The 16,045-nt window shown below is 73.8% G+C and carries 10 protein-coding genes; 7 read left to right on the forward strand and 3 right to left on the reverse strand.

Annotation, left to right across the window (positions count from 1 at the left end; genetic code table 11):
- Nucleotides 1–5 precede the first annotated feature (5 nt).
- The gene (locus ACFQLX_RS13030; RefSeq protein ID WP_465270546.1) at nucleotides 6–3,212 is read left to right on the forward strand and encodes a helix-turn-helix transcriptional regulator; all 3,207 of its coding nucleotides are present in this window, start codon (nucleotides 6–8) and stop codon (nucleotides 3,210–3,212) included.
- Here ACFQLX_RS13030 and ACFQLX_RS13035 read toward each other — a convergent pair.
- Together ACFQLX_RS13035 and ACFQLX_RS13040 are read right to left on the reverse strand one after the other, a co-directional pair.
- Nucleotides 3,205–4,350, reverse strand: coding sequence for a PQQ-dependent sugar dehydrogenase (locus ACFQLX_RS13035; protein ID WP_386414604.1), 1,146 nt, complete (start codon nucleotides 4,348–4,350; stop codon nucleotides 3,205–3,207). The genes ACFQLX_RS13030 and ACFQLX_RS13035 overlap by 8 nt on opposite strands.
- A gap of 167 nt (nucleotides 4,351–4,517) precedes the next feature.
- On the reverse strand, nucleotides 4,518–5,510 hold the full coding sequence (locus ACFQLX_RS13040; RefSeq protein WP_386414605.1) for an aldo/keto reductase: 993 nt from the start codon (nucleotides 5,508–5,510) through the stop codon (nucleotides 4,518–4,520).
- Nucleotides 5,511–5,588: 78 nt separating this feature from the next.
- Here ACFQLX_RS13040 and ACFQLX_RS13045 point away from each other — a divergent pair, with 78 nt between their 5' ends.
- The 6 genes from ACFQLX_RS13045 to serA all read left to right on the forward strand — a co-directional run bounded on the left by ACFQLX_RS13045 (nucleotide 5,589) and on the right by serA (nucleotide 15,585).
- Nucleotides 5,589–6,536, forward strand: a complete 948-nt coding sequence (locus tag ACFQLX_RS13045; protein WP_386414607.1) for a 2-hydroxyacid dehydrogenase — start codon at nucleotides 5,589–5,591, stop codon at nucleotides 6,534–6,536.
- Nucleotides 6,537–6,810: 274 nt separating this feature from the next.
- Nucleotides 6,811–9,849, forward strand: a complete 3,039-nt coding sequence (locus tag ACFQLX_RS13050) for a putative bifunctional diguanylate cyclase/phosphodiesterase (protein WP_386414609.1) — start codon at nucleotides 6,811–6,813, stop codon at nucleotides 9,847–9,849.
- 285 nt (nucleotides 9,850–10,134) lie between these two features.
- Nucleotides 10,135–12,033, forward strand: a complete 1,899-nt coding sequence (locus ACFQLX_RS13055; RefSeq protein WP_386414611.1) for an acetolactate synthase large subunit — start codon at nucleotides 10,135–10,137, stop codon at nucleotides 12,031–12,033.
- Between the two features lie 22 nt (nucleotides 12,034–12,055).
- Nucleotides 12,056–12,598: an acetolactate synthase small subunit gene (gene ilvN / locus ACFQLX_RS13060; protein WP_386414612.1), complete on the forward strand. Its 543-nt coding sequence runs from the start codon at nucleotides 12,056–12,058 to the stop codon at nucleotides 12,596–12,598.
- 101 nt (nucleotides 12,599–12,699) lie between these two features.
- Nucleotides 12,700–13,695, forward strand: a complete 996-nt coding sequence (gene ilvC / locus ACFQLX_RS13065) for a ketol-acid reductoisomerase (RefSeq protein ID WP_386414613.1) — start codon at nucleotides 12,700–12,702, stop codon at nucleotides 13,693–13,695.
- Between the two features lie 288 nt (nucleotides 13,696–13,983).
- Complete coding sequence (gene serA / locus ACFQLX_RS13070; protein WP_386414621.1) at nucleotides 13,984–15,585, forward strand: phosphoglycerate dehydrogenase; 1,602 nt, start codon at nucleotides 13,984–13,986, stop codon at nucleotides 15,583–15,585.
- Between the two features lie 102 nt (nucleotides 15,586–15,687).
- On the opposite strand, the gene ACFQLX_RS13075 is transcribed toward serA, so the two are convergent.
- Nucleotides 15,688–16,045 (reverse strand): PucR family transcriptional regulator (locus ACFQLX_RS13075; RefSeq protein WP_386414615.1); only part of this gene is annotated, 358 nt, incomplete at its 5' end.

Below are 16,045 nucleotides of genomic sequence, written 5' to 3' on the forward strand. Positions count from 1 at the left end.
GTGGCATGCTCGACGGCGTGTACACCTCCCGGGTCAGTTCCGTGTTCGTCGGCCGCGCCGAGGAGTTGCGCGTGCTCGGCGAGGCGCTGGAGCGGGCCGGTCGGAGTGAGCCCTGCGCCGTGCTGGTCGGCGGCGAGGCCGGGGTCGGCAAGACGCGGCTGCTGGAGGAGTTCCGCGCCGCCGCGGCTGCCGAGGGCGCCGTGGTCGCCCTCGGCGCCTGCGTCGAGATCGGCGCCGGCTGCCTGCCCTTCCACCCCTTCTCCAGCGCCCTGCGCGACCTGCGCCGCCAGCTCGGCCCCGAGCTGGCCACCGCGGCCGCCGGCCAGGAGGGCGAGCTGGCCCGGCTGCTGCCCGAGCTGGGCGAGATGACCTCCGCCCCACCCGACTCGGACGGCCGCGCCCGGCTCTTCGAGCTGACCGTCCTGCTGCTGGAGGGCCTCAGCCGCGACCGCACGATCGTGCTGGCCCTGGAGGACCTGCACTGGGCCGACCGCTCCACCCGCGAGCTGCTCAGCTATCTGCTGCGCGCCGCCCGCGACAGCCGCCTGCTCATCGTCGCCACCTTCCGCTCCGACGACCTCCACCGCCGCCACCCCCTGCGCCCCGCCCTCGCCGAGTACGAGCGGCTGCGCACCGTCAGCCGGATCGAGCTGCCCCGCTTCGACCGCTCCGAGGTCCGCAGCCAACTCGCCGCGATCACCGGCGAGCAGCCCGCCGACGGCCTCCTCGACCGCGTCTTCGAGCGCTCCGACGGCAACGCCTTCTTCGTCGAGGAGCTGGCCTGCTCGCTGGAGGACGGCGCCACCCTGGCGCCCGGCGGCATCAGCGACTCCCTGCGCGATCTGCTGCTGGTGCGCGTGGAGACCCTGCCGGAGGAGGTGCAGAGCGTGGTGCGGATGGCCGCGGGAGGCGGCTGCGGCGTCGAGTTCGGGCTGCTGGCCGCCGTCACCCGGCTCGGCGAGGACGAGCTGATCGAGGCCCTGCGCACAGCCGTCGGCGCGAACGTGCTGCAGCCCTGCGACGAAGAGAGCCTCAGCTTCCGCCACGCCCTGCTGCGTGAGGCCGTCGTCGGCGACCTGCTGCCCGGCGAGCGCACCCGTCTCAACCGCCGCTATGCCGAGGCGCTGGAGGCCGATGCCACCCTGGTGCCCGCCGAGCAGCTCCTCCCCCGCCTCGCGGGTTACTGGTACGACGCCCGGGACCCGGCCAGAGCGCTGCCCGCCGTGCTCGCCGCCGCGGCCTCCCGCGGCCGGCACGCCTACGCCGAGCAACTCGCCCTGCTGGAGCAGGCGCTGGAGCTGTGGGACGACACCGCGCCGGAGATCCGCAGCGCCGCGCTGCGGCGCGGTATCGAGGACGGACTGGGCGGTGTCAGTGCCGCCACCGGCCGGGGCGTCTGCCAGGACGTCGCCCCCGGGAGCGAGCCCGCCGGGGACTTCGCCGACCTGCTCGGCGCCGTCGCGGTGGCCGCCCGCCACACCGGTGAGCGCGAGCGGGCCCTGGCCGTCGGCAAGCGAGCCCTGTGCCTGCTGGAGGGCGCCCCGGAGCGGGGCGGCACGGTCGCCGGGCCGCAGGACCCGGTCCGGGCCGCCTGGTTCTGGGGCGAGCGCTACCAGCTGATGCGCGAGCTGTCCCGCTCCAACGGCTGGGACGAGATAGCCAGGGCGCAGGAGCTGGTCCAGGGGCTGCCGCCCTCCGTCGTGCACGCCGAGGTGCTGGCCAGGGCCGCCCACTGGGGCGCGCTGCACCAGCCGGGACCGGCCGCGCTGACGTCCGCCGAGCAGGCCAGGGAGCTGGCCCGGCTGACGGGCGCCCGCGACACCGAGCTGGCCGCGCAGCTCACCCTGGCCTGGCTCACCATCGACTCCGGCGGAGTGGAGGAGGGACTGGAGCTGATCCGCGAGGTCAACACGGCAGAGACCTGCCCCGGCACCCTCACCACGATCGTCCGCTCCCACGGCATCCTCGCCGACACCCTGATGGGCCTCGGCCGGCTCACCGAGTCGGTGCGGGCCGGCGAGGAGTGCACCGCGCTGGCCGAGCGGCACGGGCTGCCCGAGCTGGCCGCCTGGGCCGACGGGAACCTCGCCGAGGCGCTGACGGCGCTCGGCCGCTGGGACGAGGCGGAGCAGGCGGTACGGCGCGCCCGCGAACGCCGCGGCATCAGCTCCCGCACTCTCGGCCAGGTCGAGGGCCGCTGTGCCGAACTCGCCCTGCGCCGCGGCGACTTCGAGGAGGTCAGACGGCTGCTGGAGACCAGCGCCCAGCGCTTCGGCCCCGGCTATCAGGAGCTGCAGCACACGCTGCCCTGCGCGCGCATAGCGATCGCGCTCGCCGCCGCCGACGGCCGCATCCTGGACGTACGGAGCCTGCTGGAGGAGGCGGCCGGCAAGGGCATTCCGCCCGGCATGCAGCGCTACGGCTGGCCCGTGCTCTTCGAGGCCGCGGCGGCGGAGGCGGACGCCCGCGCCCTGACCGTGGCCGAGCCGGGCCGGGAGGCTGCCGTGGCGCGGATCCGGGCGGCGATGCGCGGGCTGCCGCAGTTCGTGCCGCTGCTGGCCGCACAGGCGCTGGCGACGGAGGCCGCGCTGCTCACCGCCGAGGGGCGCGACGCCGTCGCCCGCTGGGAGGAGGCGGTGGCCGCCGCCGAGCCGGTGGGCAATCCGGCACTGCTGGCGATGCTCCGTATCCGCCTGGCGGAGGCCCTGATCGGCGCGGGCGGTCCGGACGGCCGCAGCCGGGCGGGCGAGCTGCTGCGCCAGGCGGAGGCAGCAGCCCGTCCGATGGGAGCCGAGCCGCTGCGGGCGCGGGCCGAGCGGCTGGCGGGCCGGGCCCGTATCCCGCTGCAGGCGCCGGACCCGCGCGGGCCGCGGGCCGCCTCACCGGCGGAGTCCTTCGGTCTCACCGTCCGGGAGCTGGACGTGCTGCGGCTGGTCGCGGCGGGGCGCAGCAACCGGCAGATCGCCGAGGAGCTGTTCATCTCCCCGAAGACGGCGAGCGTGCACGTCTCGAACATCCTCGCCAAGCTGGGCGCCTCCGGCCGGGGCGAGGCGGCGGCCCTGGCCCACCGGCTGGGGGTGCTCGACACCCAGAGCGCCCAGAGCACCGCCAGCGCCCAGAGCACCGCCAGCGCCCAGAGCACCGCCAGTGTCCAGAGCGCTCCGGCGGCCCCGGGCGCCTCGCCGGTGCGGAGTATCCGGACGGTCAGCTGACGTCCAGGCGCAGCAGGCGGTCGTCGTCGGGCTGCGGGGAGCCGCGGCTGTCGGTCTCGCTGGTGAGCAGCAGCAGCCCGCCGTCGTCGGTGGCCGCGACGGTGCGCAGCCGGCCGTACTCACCGCTGAGGAAGGACTGCGGCTCGGCGGCCGGCCGCGTGCCGTCCAGCGGGATCCGCCACAGCCGCTCGCCGCGCAGACCGGCCATCCAGATCGAGCCCTCGGCGAAGGCGATCCCGCTCGGGGAGGCCTCCTCGGTCGGCCACTGGGCGACGGGGTCGGTGTAGCGCTCGTCCTCGCTCCCGCCCTCGACGGCCGGCCAGCCGTAGTTCCTCCCCGGCTCGATCAGGTTCAGCTCGTCGTAGGTGTTCTGGCCGAACTCCGCCGCCCACAACCGCCGCTGGGCGTCCCAGGCGAGGCCCTGCACATTGCGGTGGCCGTAGGAGTACACGACCGAGTCCGGGTCGGGATTGCCCTTGGCCGGCTCCCCGTCGGGCGTCATCCGCAGGATCTTGCCGCCCAGGGAGGACCGGTCCTGCGCCAGCTTTGGATCGCCCGTCTCGCCCGTCCCCGCGTAGAGCATCCGGTCCGGGCCGAAGGCGATCCGGCCGCCGTTGTGGTTGGAGCCGCGTGGGATGCCCCGCAACACCACGTCCGGGGCGCCGAGTTGCTGCCCCTTCGGCTTCTGCGGATCGTAGGCCATCCGGACGATCCGGTTGTCGGAGTCGGAGGTGACGTACGCATAGACCATCCGGTCGTCCGGGCCCAGGGCCAGTCCCAGCAGCCCGCCCTCGCCGCCCGGTGCCACACCGGGGACCTCGCCCAGCTCGGTGCTGCGACCGCTGCCGGCGTCGATCCGGAGGATCGTGCCCGTATCGCGCGAGGAGACCAGCAGACCGCCGTCCGGCAACTGCGCCAGCCCCCAGGGGGAGTCGAGCCCCTCGGCGACGGTGGCGGTCACCTCGGCGCTGCCCTTCGCGGGCGCGGCGCCGGGCCCCGGGGAGCCGCTCGGCCGCCCGGAGACGGCGCCCGGTGTGCGCCCGTCGGTGCCGCCGGGGCCGTCGCCCCCCTCCGACGTACAGCCGGCGAGCAGCAGCCCGGCGGTGGCGAGCGCGGCGGTCACGACACGACGGCGCACGTGGGGTCCTCTCCTGCGGCGGTCCCGGTCACCCGGCCAGCACACCACACTGCCGCCCGCAGGGCCCCGCGGTGCGGCCTTCCGTCGTACCGCGTCCGCTCTGTGACCTACGCGCACCGCGTACCCGCGGCCTCCGGGCCCGCAGGGCTCCTCGAAACAGGCCCGGGTCAGTCCCACGACCCCAGCGCCGCCGGCAGCGCGGCCAGCTCCGCGAGGTCCGCCGGCGTCAGCCGCAGCCGCGCCGCCGCCGCGTTCTCCCGTACCCAGCGCTCGTGCTTCGCCCCGGGCAGCGCCACCACCTGCGGGCCCTGCGCCAGCACCCAGGCCAGCGCGACCTGCGCCGGTGTGGCGTCGTGCCGGGCGGCCACCCGCCGCAGCCCCACCACGATCGGCTGGTTGGCGGCCATCATCTCGGCGGTGAAGCGCGGATGGCGGGCCCGCAGGTCCTCCGGCTCGAAGCCCTCGCCGGGCGTGAGCGAGCCGGTCAGGAAGCCGTTGCCCAGCGGCATCGCCGCCAGCAGCGCGACCCCGCGCTGCGTACACCACGGCAGCAGCGCGCCCAGCGCCTCCGGCGACCACACCGACAGCTCCGCCTCGACGGCCGTCACCGGGAACACCCGCTGTACGCGCCGCAGTTGGCTGATCGTCCCCTCGTGCAGCGCGGCCCCGGCCCGCCGCTGCGCCCGCGCGCCCACCGCGCACAGGCCCAGCGCCCGCACCTTGCCCGCGGCCACCAGGTCTGCCATCGCCCCCCAGGTCTCCTCGACCGGCACCTCGGGATCGGCCCGGTGCAGCTGGTAGAGGTCGATGACGTCGGTACGCAGCCGCCGCAGCGAGGCGTCGCAGGCCCGGCGTACGGACGAGGGGCGGCCGTCGGCGACCAGATGCTGCTCGCCCACCAGCAGTCCCACCTTGGTGGAGACGAACGCCTCCGCCCTGCGCTCGGGCAACACCCGCCCGAGCAGCCGCTCGTTGGTGAACGGCCCGTACATGTCGGCCGTGTCGAGCAGGCTGACGCCCAGGTCCAGCGCGGTGTGCAGGGCCCGCAGCGACTCCTCGCCGCTGCGCCGGGAGGCGGTGTAGGCCCAACTCATCGGCATGCAGCCCAGACCCACCGCGCCCACACCCAGGGCCCCCGCGCCCATCCCTCTGCGCTCCACGAGCCCGATCCCCTCCTCCACTGCCGCGGCAATGAACCCTAACCCCTGCCTTCCGAGCGCCTGACATAGCCTCTGACCATGACTTCTGTGCGCACCCCCCAGGTATGGCTGCCGATCGCGCCCGAGGAGGTCGAGGGCCTGCCCGCCGGGCTGGAGTACGTGTACTGGAACGCCGGTGAGCAGTTCCCGGCGGATCCGGCCGACTGCGTCTTCTACGTGGCGCCCTACATGCAGCAGGCCCCCGTGAAGGTCCAGCCCCTGCCGCTGATGAGCGGGCTGCGGGTGATCCAGACGCTGACCGCGGGCGTCGACCAGTTCCTCCCCGCGCTGGCGCGGCTGCACCCGGGCGTACGGCTGTGCAACGCCCGCGGCGTGCACGAGGCCAGCACCGCCGAGATGGCGCTGGCCCTGGTCCTCGCCTCGCTGCGCGGTATCCCGCAGTTCGTACGCCGCCAGGACCGGCACGAGTGGAGCTCCGGCTTCCACCCCTCGCTCGCCGACAGGACGGTCGCGATCGTCGGCTACGGCGCCATCGGCAGCGCGGTGGAGGACCGGCTCGCGGGCTTCGAGTGCGCGCGGGTGCTGCGCTTCGCGCGCTCCCCCCGTGAGACGGAGCGCGGTCCCGTGCACGCGGTGGCCGACCTTCCCCGGCTGCTGCCGCAGGCGGACGTGGTCGTCGTGGTCACCCCCCTCACGCCGCAGACGAAGGGGCTGGTCGACGCGGCCTTCCTGGCCCGGATGAAGGACGGCGCCCTGCTGGTCAACGTCGGCCGGGGCCCCGTGGTCGACACCGGGGCCCTCCTCGCGGAGCTGGGGACGGGCCGGCTGCGCGCGGCCCTCGACGTCACCGACCCCGAACCGCTGCCGCCGGGCCACCCGCTCTGGGATGCTCCCGGTGTGCTCATCAGCCCCCACGTCGGCGGCCCCACCTCCGCCTTCCTGCCGCGCGCCAAGCGCCTGCTGGCGGACCAGCTCCAGCGCTTCGCGGCGGACCGCCCCCTGCGCCACGTGGTCGCGGAGAGCTGAAACCCACCGGAAGCAGTTGATCCGCTTCCCGGTGCGAACTCCCGTTCCCCACCCCTCAGTTACGCTGCGTAGAAGAAGTATGTCCCTGAGTGACGAAACTGGTGTATCGTCCGGGACCAAGGGGTGCTCTCGATGAAGGCGGCGTGTCGCCGCGGGGCAACGGAGACTCGAGGGGGGCGATGGACGTGCACGGACAATGGACCGGTCGGCCGGTTCCGGGGCCGGTTTTGGCCGTACGCCGGGGCCGGGGGGCCCGCCCGCGGTGGGGAGCGCGGTGAGTACGCTGGTCGGGGCGGCGGTGACGGCCCGTCCCAGCCCGCCGCCGGGCGGCCGGGGGCGACGCGGGGGCCTGCTCCCGCAGTTGGCCCTCGTGACGCTGTGCGGAGGCTATGCCGCGGGTGCCGCCTTCGGCTGGGGCTCCAGCCGACTGGCCCTGATCATGGGCGACTTCGGGCTCAGCGCCGCCGCGTTCGCCGCGGCCGTCTCCTGTCTGCACTACGCGCTGGCCAGGCGAGGCCGCTTCCGTCCCGCCTGGGTGATGTTCGGCGTCTCCTCCGCGATGGCGGGCGCGGGCAACGCCATCTGGGGCTGGTACGAGGTGGTGCTCGGCCAGAGCGTCCCCTCGCCCTCGCCGGCCGACTTCTGCTTCCTGCTCTTCGCCCCGCCGGCCGTCGTCGGCCTGCTGATCCTCGCCAGGCGCCCGGTCTCCCGGGCCGGCTGGGTCTGCCTGGTGCTGGACACCTGGCTCATCGGCGGCTCCCTGCTGACCATCTCCTGGAGCGTGGCGCTGGCGCACACCACCCAGCGCACTGGGGAGTCCGTCCCCGAGGTCGCGCTGACGCTGGCGTACCCGCTGCTGGACATCGCGCTGGTGTCGATAGTGCTGGTGCTGCACTTCCGCCGCTCCGCCGCGCACCGCTCGGCGATCAACACCGCCATCGGCGCGCTCGCGCTCACCGTGCTCTGCGACGCGCTCTTCACCTCGCCCCTGCTCCACGAGAGCTACCACTCCGGGCAGTTGCTGGACGCGGGCTGGTTCGCCGGCTCGCTGCTGCTGGCCTACGCGCCGTGGGTGAACCGCCCCCGGGGCCGCCGGGCCGCCCACCGCCAGGAGCGGCCCGCCGACCGCGCCGACGCCTACTCCACCGCCGCCCCGGCCCTCGCCCCCGCCCTGACAGCCCCGGCCGGTTCGCCCGCCGCGGTCGCGGCGGCCGCCGCTCGCGCGCGGCGGCCGATGGCCGGACAGCTCAGCGCCCTCGCGCCGTATCTCGCGGCGGGGGTCTGCACGCTCGGCATCCTCTACAACGTCCTCAGCGGGAGCAGCGTCGACCGCGTGGTGCTCTTCACCGCCTGCACGGTCATCCTGGCCCTGGTGGTCCGCCAGGCCATCATGCTGCTGGACAACATCAGCCTCACCCAGGAGCTGGCCCAGAAGGAGAACCACTTCCGCTCCCTGGTCCAGGGCTCCAGCGACGTCATCATGATCGCCGCCCCCACCGGCGTGCTGCGCTACGTCAGCCCGGCCGCCTCGGGGGTCTACGGGGTGCGGGCGGAGGAGATGGTCGGCGCCGAGCTGGCCAGCCTGATCCACCCGGAGGACCTCGGCCGGGTGCTGCACGAGGTGCGCAGGTTCCTCGCCGCGCCGCCGGGCGAGGTGAGGTCCACCCGGATCGAGTGCCGCTTCCGGGCCGGCGACGGCCGCGGCGGCGACAACGGCTGGCTCAACGTCGAATCCACCGTCAACAGACACCACGGCGGGCTCATCTTCAACAGCCGCGACGTCACCGAACGGGTGCGGCTGCAGGCCAGGTTGCAGCACAGCGCCTCCCACGACGCCCTTACCGACCTGCCCAACCGCACGCTCTTCACCCAGCGGGTCGAGCAGGCGCTGGGCGGCCGGCGCGCCGGCGACCGCGGGACCGGCCGCGCGGTAGAGCACGCCGCCGCCGTGCTCTACGTCGACCTCGACGGCTTCAAGTCCGTCAACGACACCGTGGGCCACCAGGCCGGCGACGAGCTGCTGGTCCTCGCCGGACGGCGGCTGCGCGAGGGCGTGCGCAGCGGCGACATCGCCGCCCGCCTCGGCGGCGACGAGTTCGCGGTGCTGATCCACGGCCACGGCGCCGGCCACCCCTCGCAGCCACCGGACCTCCAGGACCCCCAGGGCTTTCCGGACCGGACCCACCCCATGGACCGCGAGGTCAGGATCTACGAGATCGCCGACCGGCTGCGGGTGCGCCTCTCCGAGCCCTACCCGGTGAGCGGGCGGGAGGTGCGGGTGACACCCAGCATCGGCGTCGCCTTCGCCGAGCCGGGCATCACCCCGGTGGAGCTGATGCGCAACGCGGACCTGGCGATGTACCGCGCCAAGCAGGCCGGCAAGGCCCGCGTCGAGCTGTACTCCCCGCAGATGCGGGCCGAGCCCTTCGCGGGCGGGCGCCGCGCGGCCGGCGCCGGGCCCGTCCGCGAGGGCCCCGGGCAGCCCCGCACGCCGGGGCCGATGCGCGCCGCCCTGCCCGGCGGGGAGTTCTTCCTCTTCCACCAGCCGGTGGTGGAGCTGCACACCGGCCGGCCGGCCTCGGTGGTCGCCCACGCCCGCTGGCGCTCCGCACAGGGCGTCGTGCACACCCCGGCGGAGTTCCTGCGCCTCGCCGACCGGGGCGGCGAGAGCGAGCTGCGCGCGGCGGAGCTGGGTGGCTGGACCCTGGAGGAGGCCGTCCGGCTGGCCGCCGAGCGCCACCGCGAGGGACTGGCGGTGCCGGTGACCGTCCGCATCCCGGCCCTGCGGCTCACGGACCACGGACTGCCCCCGCAGGCCATCGCCTCGATACTCACCCGCCACGCCCTGCCCGCCGGAGTGCTCACGGTGGAGGTCTGCGACCACGACCCCCGCGTCGGCCTGGACGAGCTGGAGCACCGCATCGTCGCCCTGCGCCGGCTGGGGGTGCGGATCTCGCTGGACGGCTTCGGCGACGGCCACGCCGCCATCGGCGCCCTGCGCCGGCTGCCGGTGGACGCGTTGAAGCTCGACCGCGGCCTGATCGAGAGCATCGACGAGTCCGGCCGACTGCGCAAGATCACCGCGGGGCTGCTGCGTATCGCCCGCGACCTCGGCCTGGACGCCGTCGCCGACGGTGTCGACCGCGCCGAGCAGATCCCCGTGCTGCGGGAGCTGGGCTGCCGGTACGGGCAGGGGCTGGCCTTCACGGGCCCGCTGGAGGAGCCGCAGCTGCGCCGGGCGCTGCGCGGCGGCGGCTTCGCCGTGCCGGCCGGGCTGCCGGAGGGAGGCGCCTCGGCGATCGCCCTCACCTGAGGGGCCGCAGGCGACCGGGGGGAGTGGCCGCGCGCCCACATCATGAGACGCATATCCCATCCACTTGACACTCCCCTTGAGGCAGGGGCAAGGTCGTGGCCATGCGCACCCGAGTTCTCGTACTTGGCCGGCGCGTCGGCTGACACCGCACACCGACGCGCTCCCCTCGCCTGCCTCACGGCACGAGGGGTTTTTTGTTGCACCGGCACAGCACGCACGCGGCACCGGCACGGTAGACGTAAGACCCGGCAGTACCCGAAACCGGAAGTATCCACGGAGGACCCGATGACCGAGCACGCTCCCCCCAGGAGTGAGCCCCACCCCCAGCCGCCGCGAGCGCGCCTGGGCGGTCCGCACCCCCCGGCCCCCGAGGCGATGACGGGCGCGCAGTCCCTCATCCGCTCCCTGGAGGCGGTAGGGGTCGACACGGTCTTCGGCATCCCGGGCGGCGCGATCCTCCCGGCGTACGACCCGCTGATGGACTCCGTCAAGCTGCGCCACATCCTGGTCCGCCACGAGCAGGGCGCCGGCCACGCGGCCACGGGCTACGCCCAGGCCACCGGCCGGGTCGGCGTGTGCATGGCCACCTCGGGCCCCGGCGCGACCAACCTGGTCACGCCCATCGCCGACGCGCACATGGACTCGGTGCCCATCGTCGCCATCACGGGCCAGGTCGCCGCCAAGTCCATCGGTACGGACGCCTTCCAGGAGGCGGACATCTGCGGCATCACCATGCCGATCACCAAGCACAACTTCCTGGTCACCAGGGCCGAGGACATCCCGCGCACCATCGCCGAGGCCTTCCACATCGCCGCCACCGGCCGCCCCGGCCCCGTGCTGGTCGACATCGCCAAGGACGCCCTGCAGGCCAAGACGGTCTTCTCCTGGCCGCCGAAGAACGACCTGCCCGGCTACCGCCCCGTCACCAAGCCGCACGCCAAGCAGATCCGCGAGGCCGCCCGGCTGATCACCGCCGCCAAGCGCCCCGTGCTCTACGTCGGCGGCGGCGTGCTCAAGGCGCGCGCCACCACCGAGCTGCGGGTGCTGGCGGAGCAGACCGGCGCCCCGGTCGTCACGACGCTGATGGCGCTGGGCGCCTTCCCCGACACCCACGGGCAGCACCTGGGCATGCCCGGCATGCACGGCTCGGTCGCGGCGGTCACCGCCCTGCAGAAGTCCGACCTGATCATCGCCCTCGGCGCCCGCTTCGACGACCGCGTCACGGGAAAGCTGGACTCCTTCGCCCCGTACGCGAAGGTCGTCCACGCCGACATCGACCCCGCCGAGATCGGCAAGAACCGCGAGGCGGACGTGCCGATCGTCGGCGACGCCCGCGAGGTCATCGCCGATCTGATCGTCGCCCTGCAGACCGAGGCCGGCGAGGGCAACTCCGGTGACTACAGCGAGTGGTGGGAGCAGCTGCACCGCTGGCGCGACACCTACCCGCTCGGCTACGAGAAGCCCGCCAACGGCCAGCTCTCCCCCCAGCAGGTCATCCAGCGCCTGGGCGAGCTGGCCCCCGAGGGCACCGTCTACGCCGCGGGCGTCGGCCAGCACCAGATGTGGGCCGCGCACTTCATCGACTACGAGCGCCCCGCCACCTGGCTCAACTCCGGCGGCGCCGGGACCATGGGCTACGCCGTCCCCGCCGCGATGGGCGCCAAGGCCGGCCGCCCCGAGAGCACGGTGTGGGCGATCGACGGCGACGGCTGCTTCCAGATGACCAACCAGGAGCTGGTCACCTGCGCGCTCAACAACATCCCCATCAAGGTCGCCATCATCAACAACGGCGCCCTGGGCATGGTCCGCCAGTGGCAGACCCTCTTCTACAACCAGCGCTACTCCAACACCGTGCTGCACTCCGGCGGCGCCGAGGCGTACAGCGGCTCGGCCGACGGCTCGGCCGATGACTCCGCCGCGAAGCCCAGCGCGGGCACCCGGGTCCCCGACTTCGTCAAGCTCGCCGAGGCCATGGGCTGCGTGGCGCTGCGCTGCGAGACGCCCGAGGAGCTGGACGCGGTGATCGAGCAGGCCAACGCCGTCAACGACCGGCCCGTGGTGGTGGACTTCATCGTCCACGAGGACGCCCAGGTCTGGCCGATGGTCGCGGCGGGCACCTCCAACGACGAGATCCTGGCGGCGCGCGGCGTGCGCCCGGACTTCGGCGACGGCGAAGACGACTGAGCGAGCGAGAGGCCGACACCCCATGTCATCCCTGACACCTTCGACCAAGCACACGCTCTCGGTCCTGGTGGAGAACAAGCCGGGCATCCTGGCGCGGATCTCCGCCCTCTTCTTCCGCCGCGGCTTCAACATCGACTCCCTCGCGGTGGGCACCACGGAGCATCCGGACATCTCCCGGATGACGATCGTGGTGAACGTCGAGGACCAGCCGCTGGAGCAGGTCACCAAGCAGCTCAACAAGCTGGTCAACGTACTGAAGATCGTCGAACTCGAGCCCGCCGCCGCGATCCAGCGCGAGCTCGTCCTGGTGAAGGTCCGCGCCGACAACGAGACCCGCAGCCAGATCACCGAGATCGTCCAGCTCTTCCGCGCCAAGACCGTCGACGTCTCCCCGGAGGCCGTCACGATCGAGGCGACCGGCGGCGCCGACAAGCTGGAGGCGATGCTGAAGATGCTGGAGCCCTACGGCGTCAAGGAGCTGGTCCAGTCCGGCACGATCGCCATAGGGCGCGGCGCCCGCTCCATCACCGACCGCTCACTGCGCGCGCTCGACCGCTCCGCCTGAGGCCGGCGCGGCGGTCAACCCCCGTCAACAACCCCAGAGAACGCCCCGCCGCACCGCGCGTACGGTGAGGGAAGTCCGCAAGACCCAAGGAGAGACCCGAAGTGGCCGAGCTGTTCTACGACGACGATGCCGACCTGTCCATCATCCAGGGCCGCAAGGTCGCGGTCCTCGGCTACGGCAGCCAGGGCCACGCCCACGCCCTGTCGCTGCGTGACTCGGGCGTCGACGTCCGGGTGGGCCTGCACGAGGGCTCGTCCTCCAAGGTGCGGGCCGAGGAGCAGGGGCTGCGCGTGGTGACCCCCGCCGAGGCCGCCGCCGAGGCCGACGTGATCATGATCCTGGTGCCGGACCCGATCCAGGCCAGGGTCTACGCGGAGTCCGTGAAGGACAACCTGAAGGACGGCGACGCGCTGTTCTTCGGCCACGGCCTCAACATCCGCTACGGCTTCATCAAGCCCCCGGCCGGCGTCGACGTCTGCATGGTCGCCCCCAAGGGCCCGGGCCACCTGGTGCGCCGGCAGTTCGAGGAGGGCCGCGGCGTGCCGTGCATCGCGGCGGTCGAGCAGGACGCCACGGGCGGTGCGTTCGCGCTGACCCTGTCGTACGCGAAGGCCATCGGCGGCACGCGGGCGGGCGTCATCAAGACGACCTTCACCGAGGAGACCGAGACCGACCTCTTCGGCGAGCAGGCGGTGCTCTGCGGCGGCGCCTCCGCGCTGGTGAAGGCGGGCTTCGAGACGCTGGTCGAGGCGGGGTACCAGCCGGAGATCGCGTACTTCGAGTGCCTCCACGAGCTGAAGCTCATCGTCGACCTGATGTACGAGGGCGGCCTGGAGAAGATGCGCTGGTCGGTCTCCGAGACCGCCGAGTGGGGCGACTACGTCACCGGCCCGCGCATCGTCAACGACGCGACGAAGGCCGAGATGAAGAAGGTCCTCGCGGAGATCCAGGACGGGACCTTCGCGAAGGAGTGGATGGCCGAGTACGCGAACGGCCTGCCCCGGTACAACGAGTACAAGAAGCAGGACGGCGACCACCTCATCGAGAGCACGGGCAAGGAGCTGCGCAAGCTCATGTCCTGGGTGGACGACAAGTAGGCCGCCGGAGCCGGCCCGGCGATCCCGCTCTTCGGCGCGGGATCGCCGGGCCGCCGCCGCCCTGTACGGCCCCGCGCCCCGGACGGGTGATCCTTGTCCGACTCCGGCTGCGGGGCCGTCGCGCCCCGATAGACTGCGAAGCACCAAGCGCACGCCAGGAGCCCACAGCGTCGTGTGTCCTCAGGGGCCGCAAGGCCCCGTTGCGCTGATATCGCCCCCTCCACCGCCGCGGCCGTCGGGACGGCCGTCCGCATGGGATCTGTGAGGACTGTGAGCCCTGTGAGCACTGTGAGCGCAACCGGTAGGAAGCCCGTCGTACTCATCGCCGAGGAGCTGTCGCCCGCCACCGTCGACGCCCTCGGCCCCGACTTCGAGATCCGCCACTGCAACGGCGCCGACCGGGCCGAACTCCTCGGCGCGATCAAGGGCGTTGACGCGATCCTCGTCCGCAGCGCGACGAAGGTCGACGCCGAGGCCGTCGCCGCCGCCGACCGGCTGCGGGTGATCGCCCGCGCCGGCGTCGGGCTGGACAACGTGGACGTCTCCGCCGCCACCAAGGCCGGCGTGATGGTCGTCAACGCCCCGACGTCCAACATCGTCACCGCCGCCGAGCTGGCCTGCGGCCTGATCATCGCCACCGCGCGCAACATCCCGCAGGCCAACACCGCCCTCAAGCAGGGCGAGTGGAAGCGCAACAAGTACACCGGCGTCGAGCTGAGCGAGAAGACCCTCGGCGTGGTCGGCCTCGGCCGCATCGGCGTGCTCGTCGCCCAGCGGATGGCCGCCTTCGGCATGAAGGTCGTCGCCTACGACCCGTACGTGCAGCCCGCCCGCGCCGCGCAGATGGGCGTGAAGCTGCTCAGCCTGGACGAGCTGCTGCAGAGCGCCGACTTCATCACCGTGCACCTGCCCAAGACGCCCGAGACCCTGGGCCTCATCGGCGACGAGGCACTGCACAAGGTCAAGCCGGGCGTCCGCATCGTCAACGCCGCGCGCGGCGGCATCGTCGACGAGGAGGCGCTGGCCTCCGCCCTGAAGGAGGGCCGCGTCGCCGGCGCGGGCCTGGACGTCTACGCCTCCGAGCCGTGCACGGACTCGCCGCTCTTCCAGTTCGACTCCGTGGTCGCCACCCCGCACCTGGGCGCCTCCACGGGCGAGGCGCAGGAGAAGGCCGGTATCTCCGTCGCCAAGTCGGTGCGCCTGGCGCTGGCCGGCGAGCTGGTGCCGGACGCGGTCAACGTCCAGGGCGGCGTCATCGCCGAGGACGTACGCCCCGGGCTGCCGCTCGCCGAGCGCCTCGGCCGGATCTTCACCGCGCTGGCCGGCGAGGTGGCGGTGCGCCTCGACGTGGAGGTCCGCGGCGAGATCACCCAGCACGACGTGAAGGTGCTCGAACTCTCCGCGCTCAAGGGCGTCTTCGAGGACGTCGTCGACGAGACCGTCTCCTACGTCAACGCCCCCCTCTTCGCCCAGGAGCGCGGCGTGGAGGTGCGGCTGACCACGAGCAGCGAGTCGCCCGAGCACCGCAACGTGGTGACCGTGCGCGGCACCCTGGCCGACGGCGAGGAGGTCTCCGTCTCCGGCACCCTGGCCGGCCCCAAGCACCAGCAGAAGATCGTCGGCGTGGGGGAGCACGACATCGAGCTGGCGCTCGCCGACCACATGGCCTTCCTCCGGTACGCCGACCGCCCCGGCGTCGTCGGCACCCTGGGCCGCATCCTGGGCGAGGCCGGCATCAACATCGCCGGTATGCAGGTCTCCCGCGCCGAGGAGGGCGGCGAGGCCCTGGTCGCGCTCACCGTCGACACCACGATCCCGCCGACGGTGCTGGCGGAGATCGCCGGCGAGGTCGGCGCGACCTCGGCCCGCGCGGTGAACCTGGCGGAGTAGGACCCGCCGCACACCGGAAGACCGCGGGCCCGGCGAGCGATCGCCGGGCCCGCGGCCCTGCCGCCACCGTCGGCCCGGAGGCCGCCCCATCGACCCGGGCCGTCACAACCGGGCGGCCTTGAGGGACATGTGCAGCAGCAGGCGGTCCTCGCCGTTGTCCAGGTCCAGGCCCGTCAGCTGCTCGACGCGGTGCAGGCGGTAGTAGAGCGTCTGGCGGTGGATGGCCAACTCCGCCGCCGTGCGCGCCGCCTGCCCCGCGTGGTCGAGGTAGACCTCCGCCGTGCGCGCCAACTCCGCGTGCCCGGCGGCCAGCAGCGGGTGCACCGCCGGGTCGGGGGCCGCGTCCGCGGGGAGGCGGGTCAGCAGGCGGTACGGGCCCGCGTCCGCCCAGCGCAGCACCGGGTCGGCGGCCTTGAGGGACATGTGCAGCAGCAGGCGGTCCTCGCCGTTGTCCAGGTCC

The sequence above is a fragment of the Streptomyces polyrhachis genome (assembly GCF_042663125.1).
GTDB lineage: Bacteria > Actinomycetota > Actinomycetes > Streptomycetales > Streptomycetaceae > Streptomyces > Streptomyces polyrhachii.

Bases quoted from the DNA above. Each gene is read 5' to 3' on its own strand.
- ACFQLX_RS13045 (WP_386414607.1), top strand. From the start codon at position 5,589: ATGACTTCTGTGCGCACCCCCCAGGTATGGCTGCCGATCGCGCCCGAG.
- ilvN (WP_386414612.1), top strand. From the start codon at position 12,056: ATGTCATCCCTGACACCTTCGACCAAGCACACGCTCTCGGTCCTGGTG.
- ACFQLX_RS13030 (WP_465270546.1), top strand. From the start codon at position 6: ATGCTCGACGGCGTGTACACCTCCCGGGTCAGTTCCGTGTTCGTCGGC.
- ACFQLX_RS13055 (WP_386414611.1), top strand. From the start codon at position 10,135: ATGACCGAGCACGCTCCCCCCAGGAGTGAGCCCCACCCCCAGCCGCCG.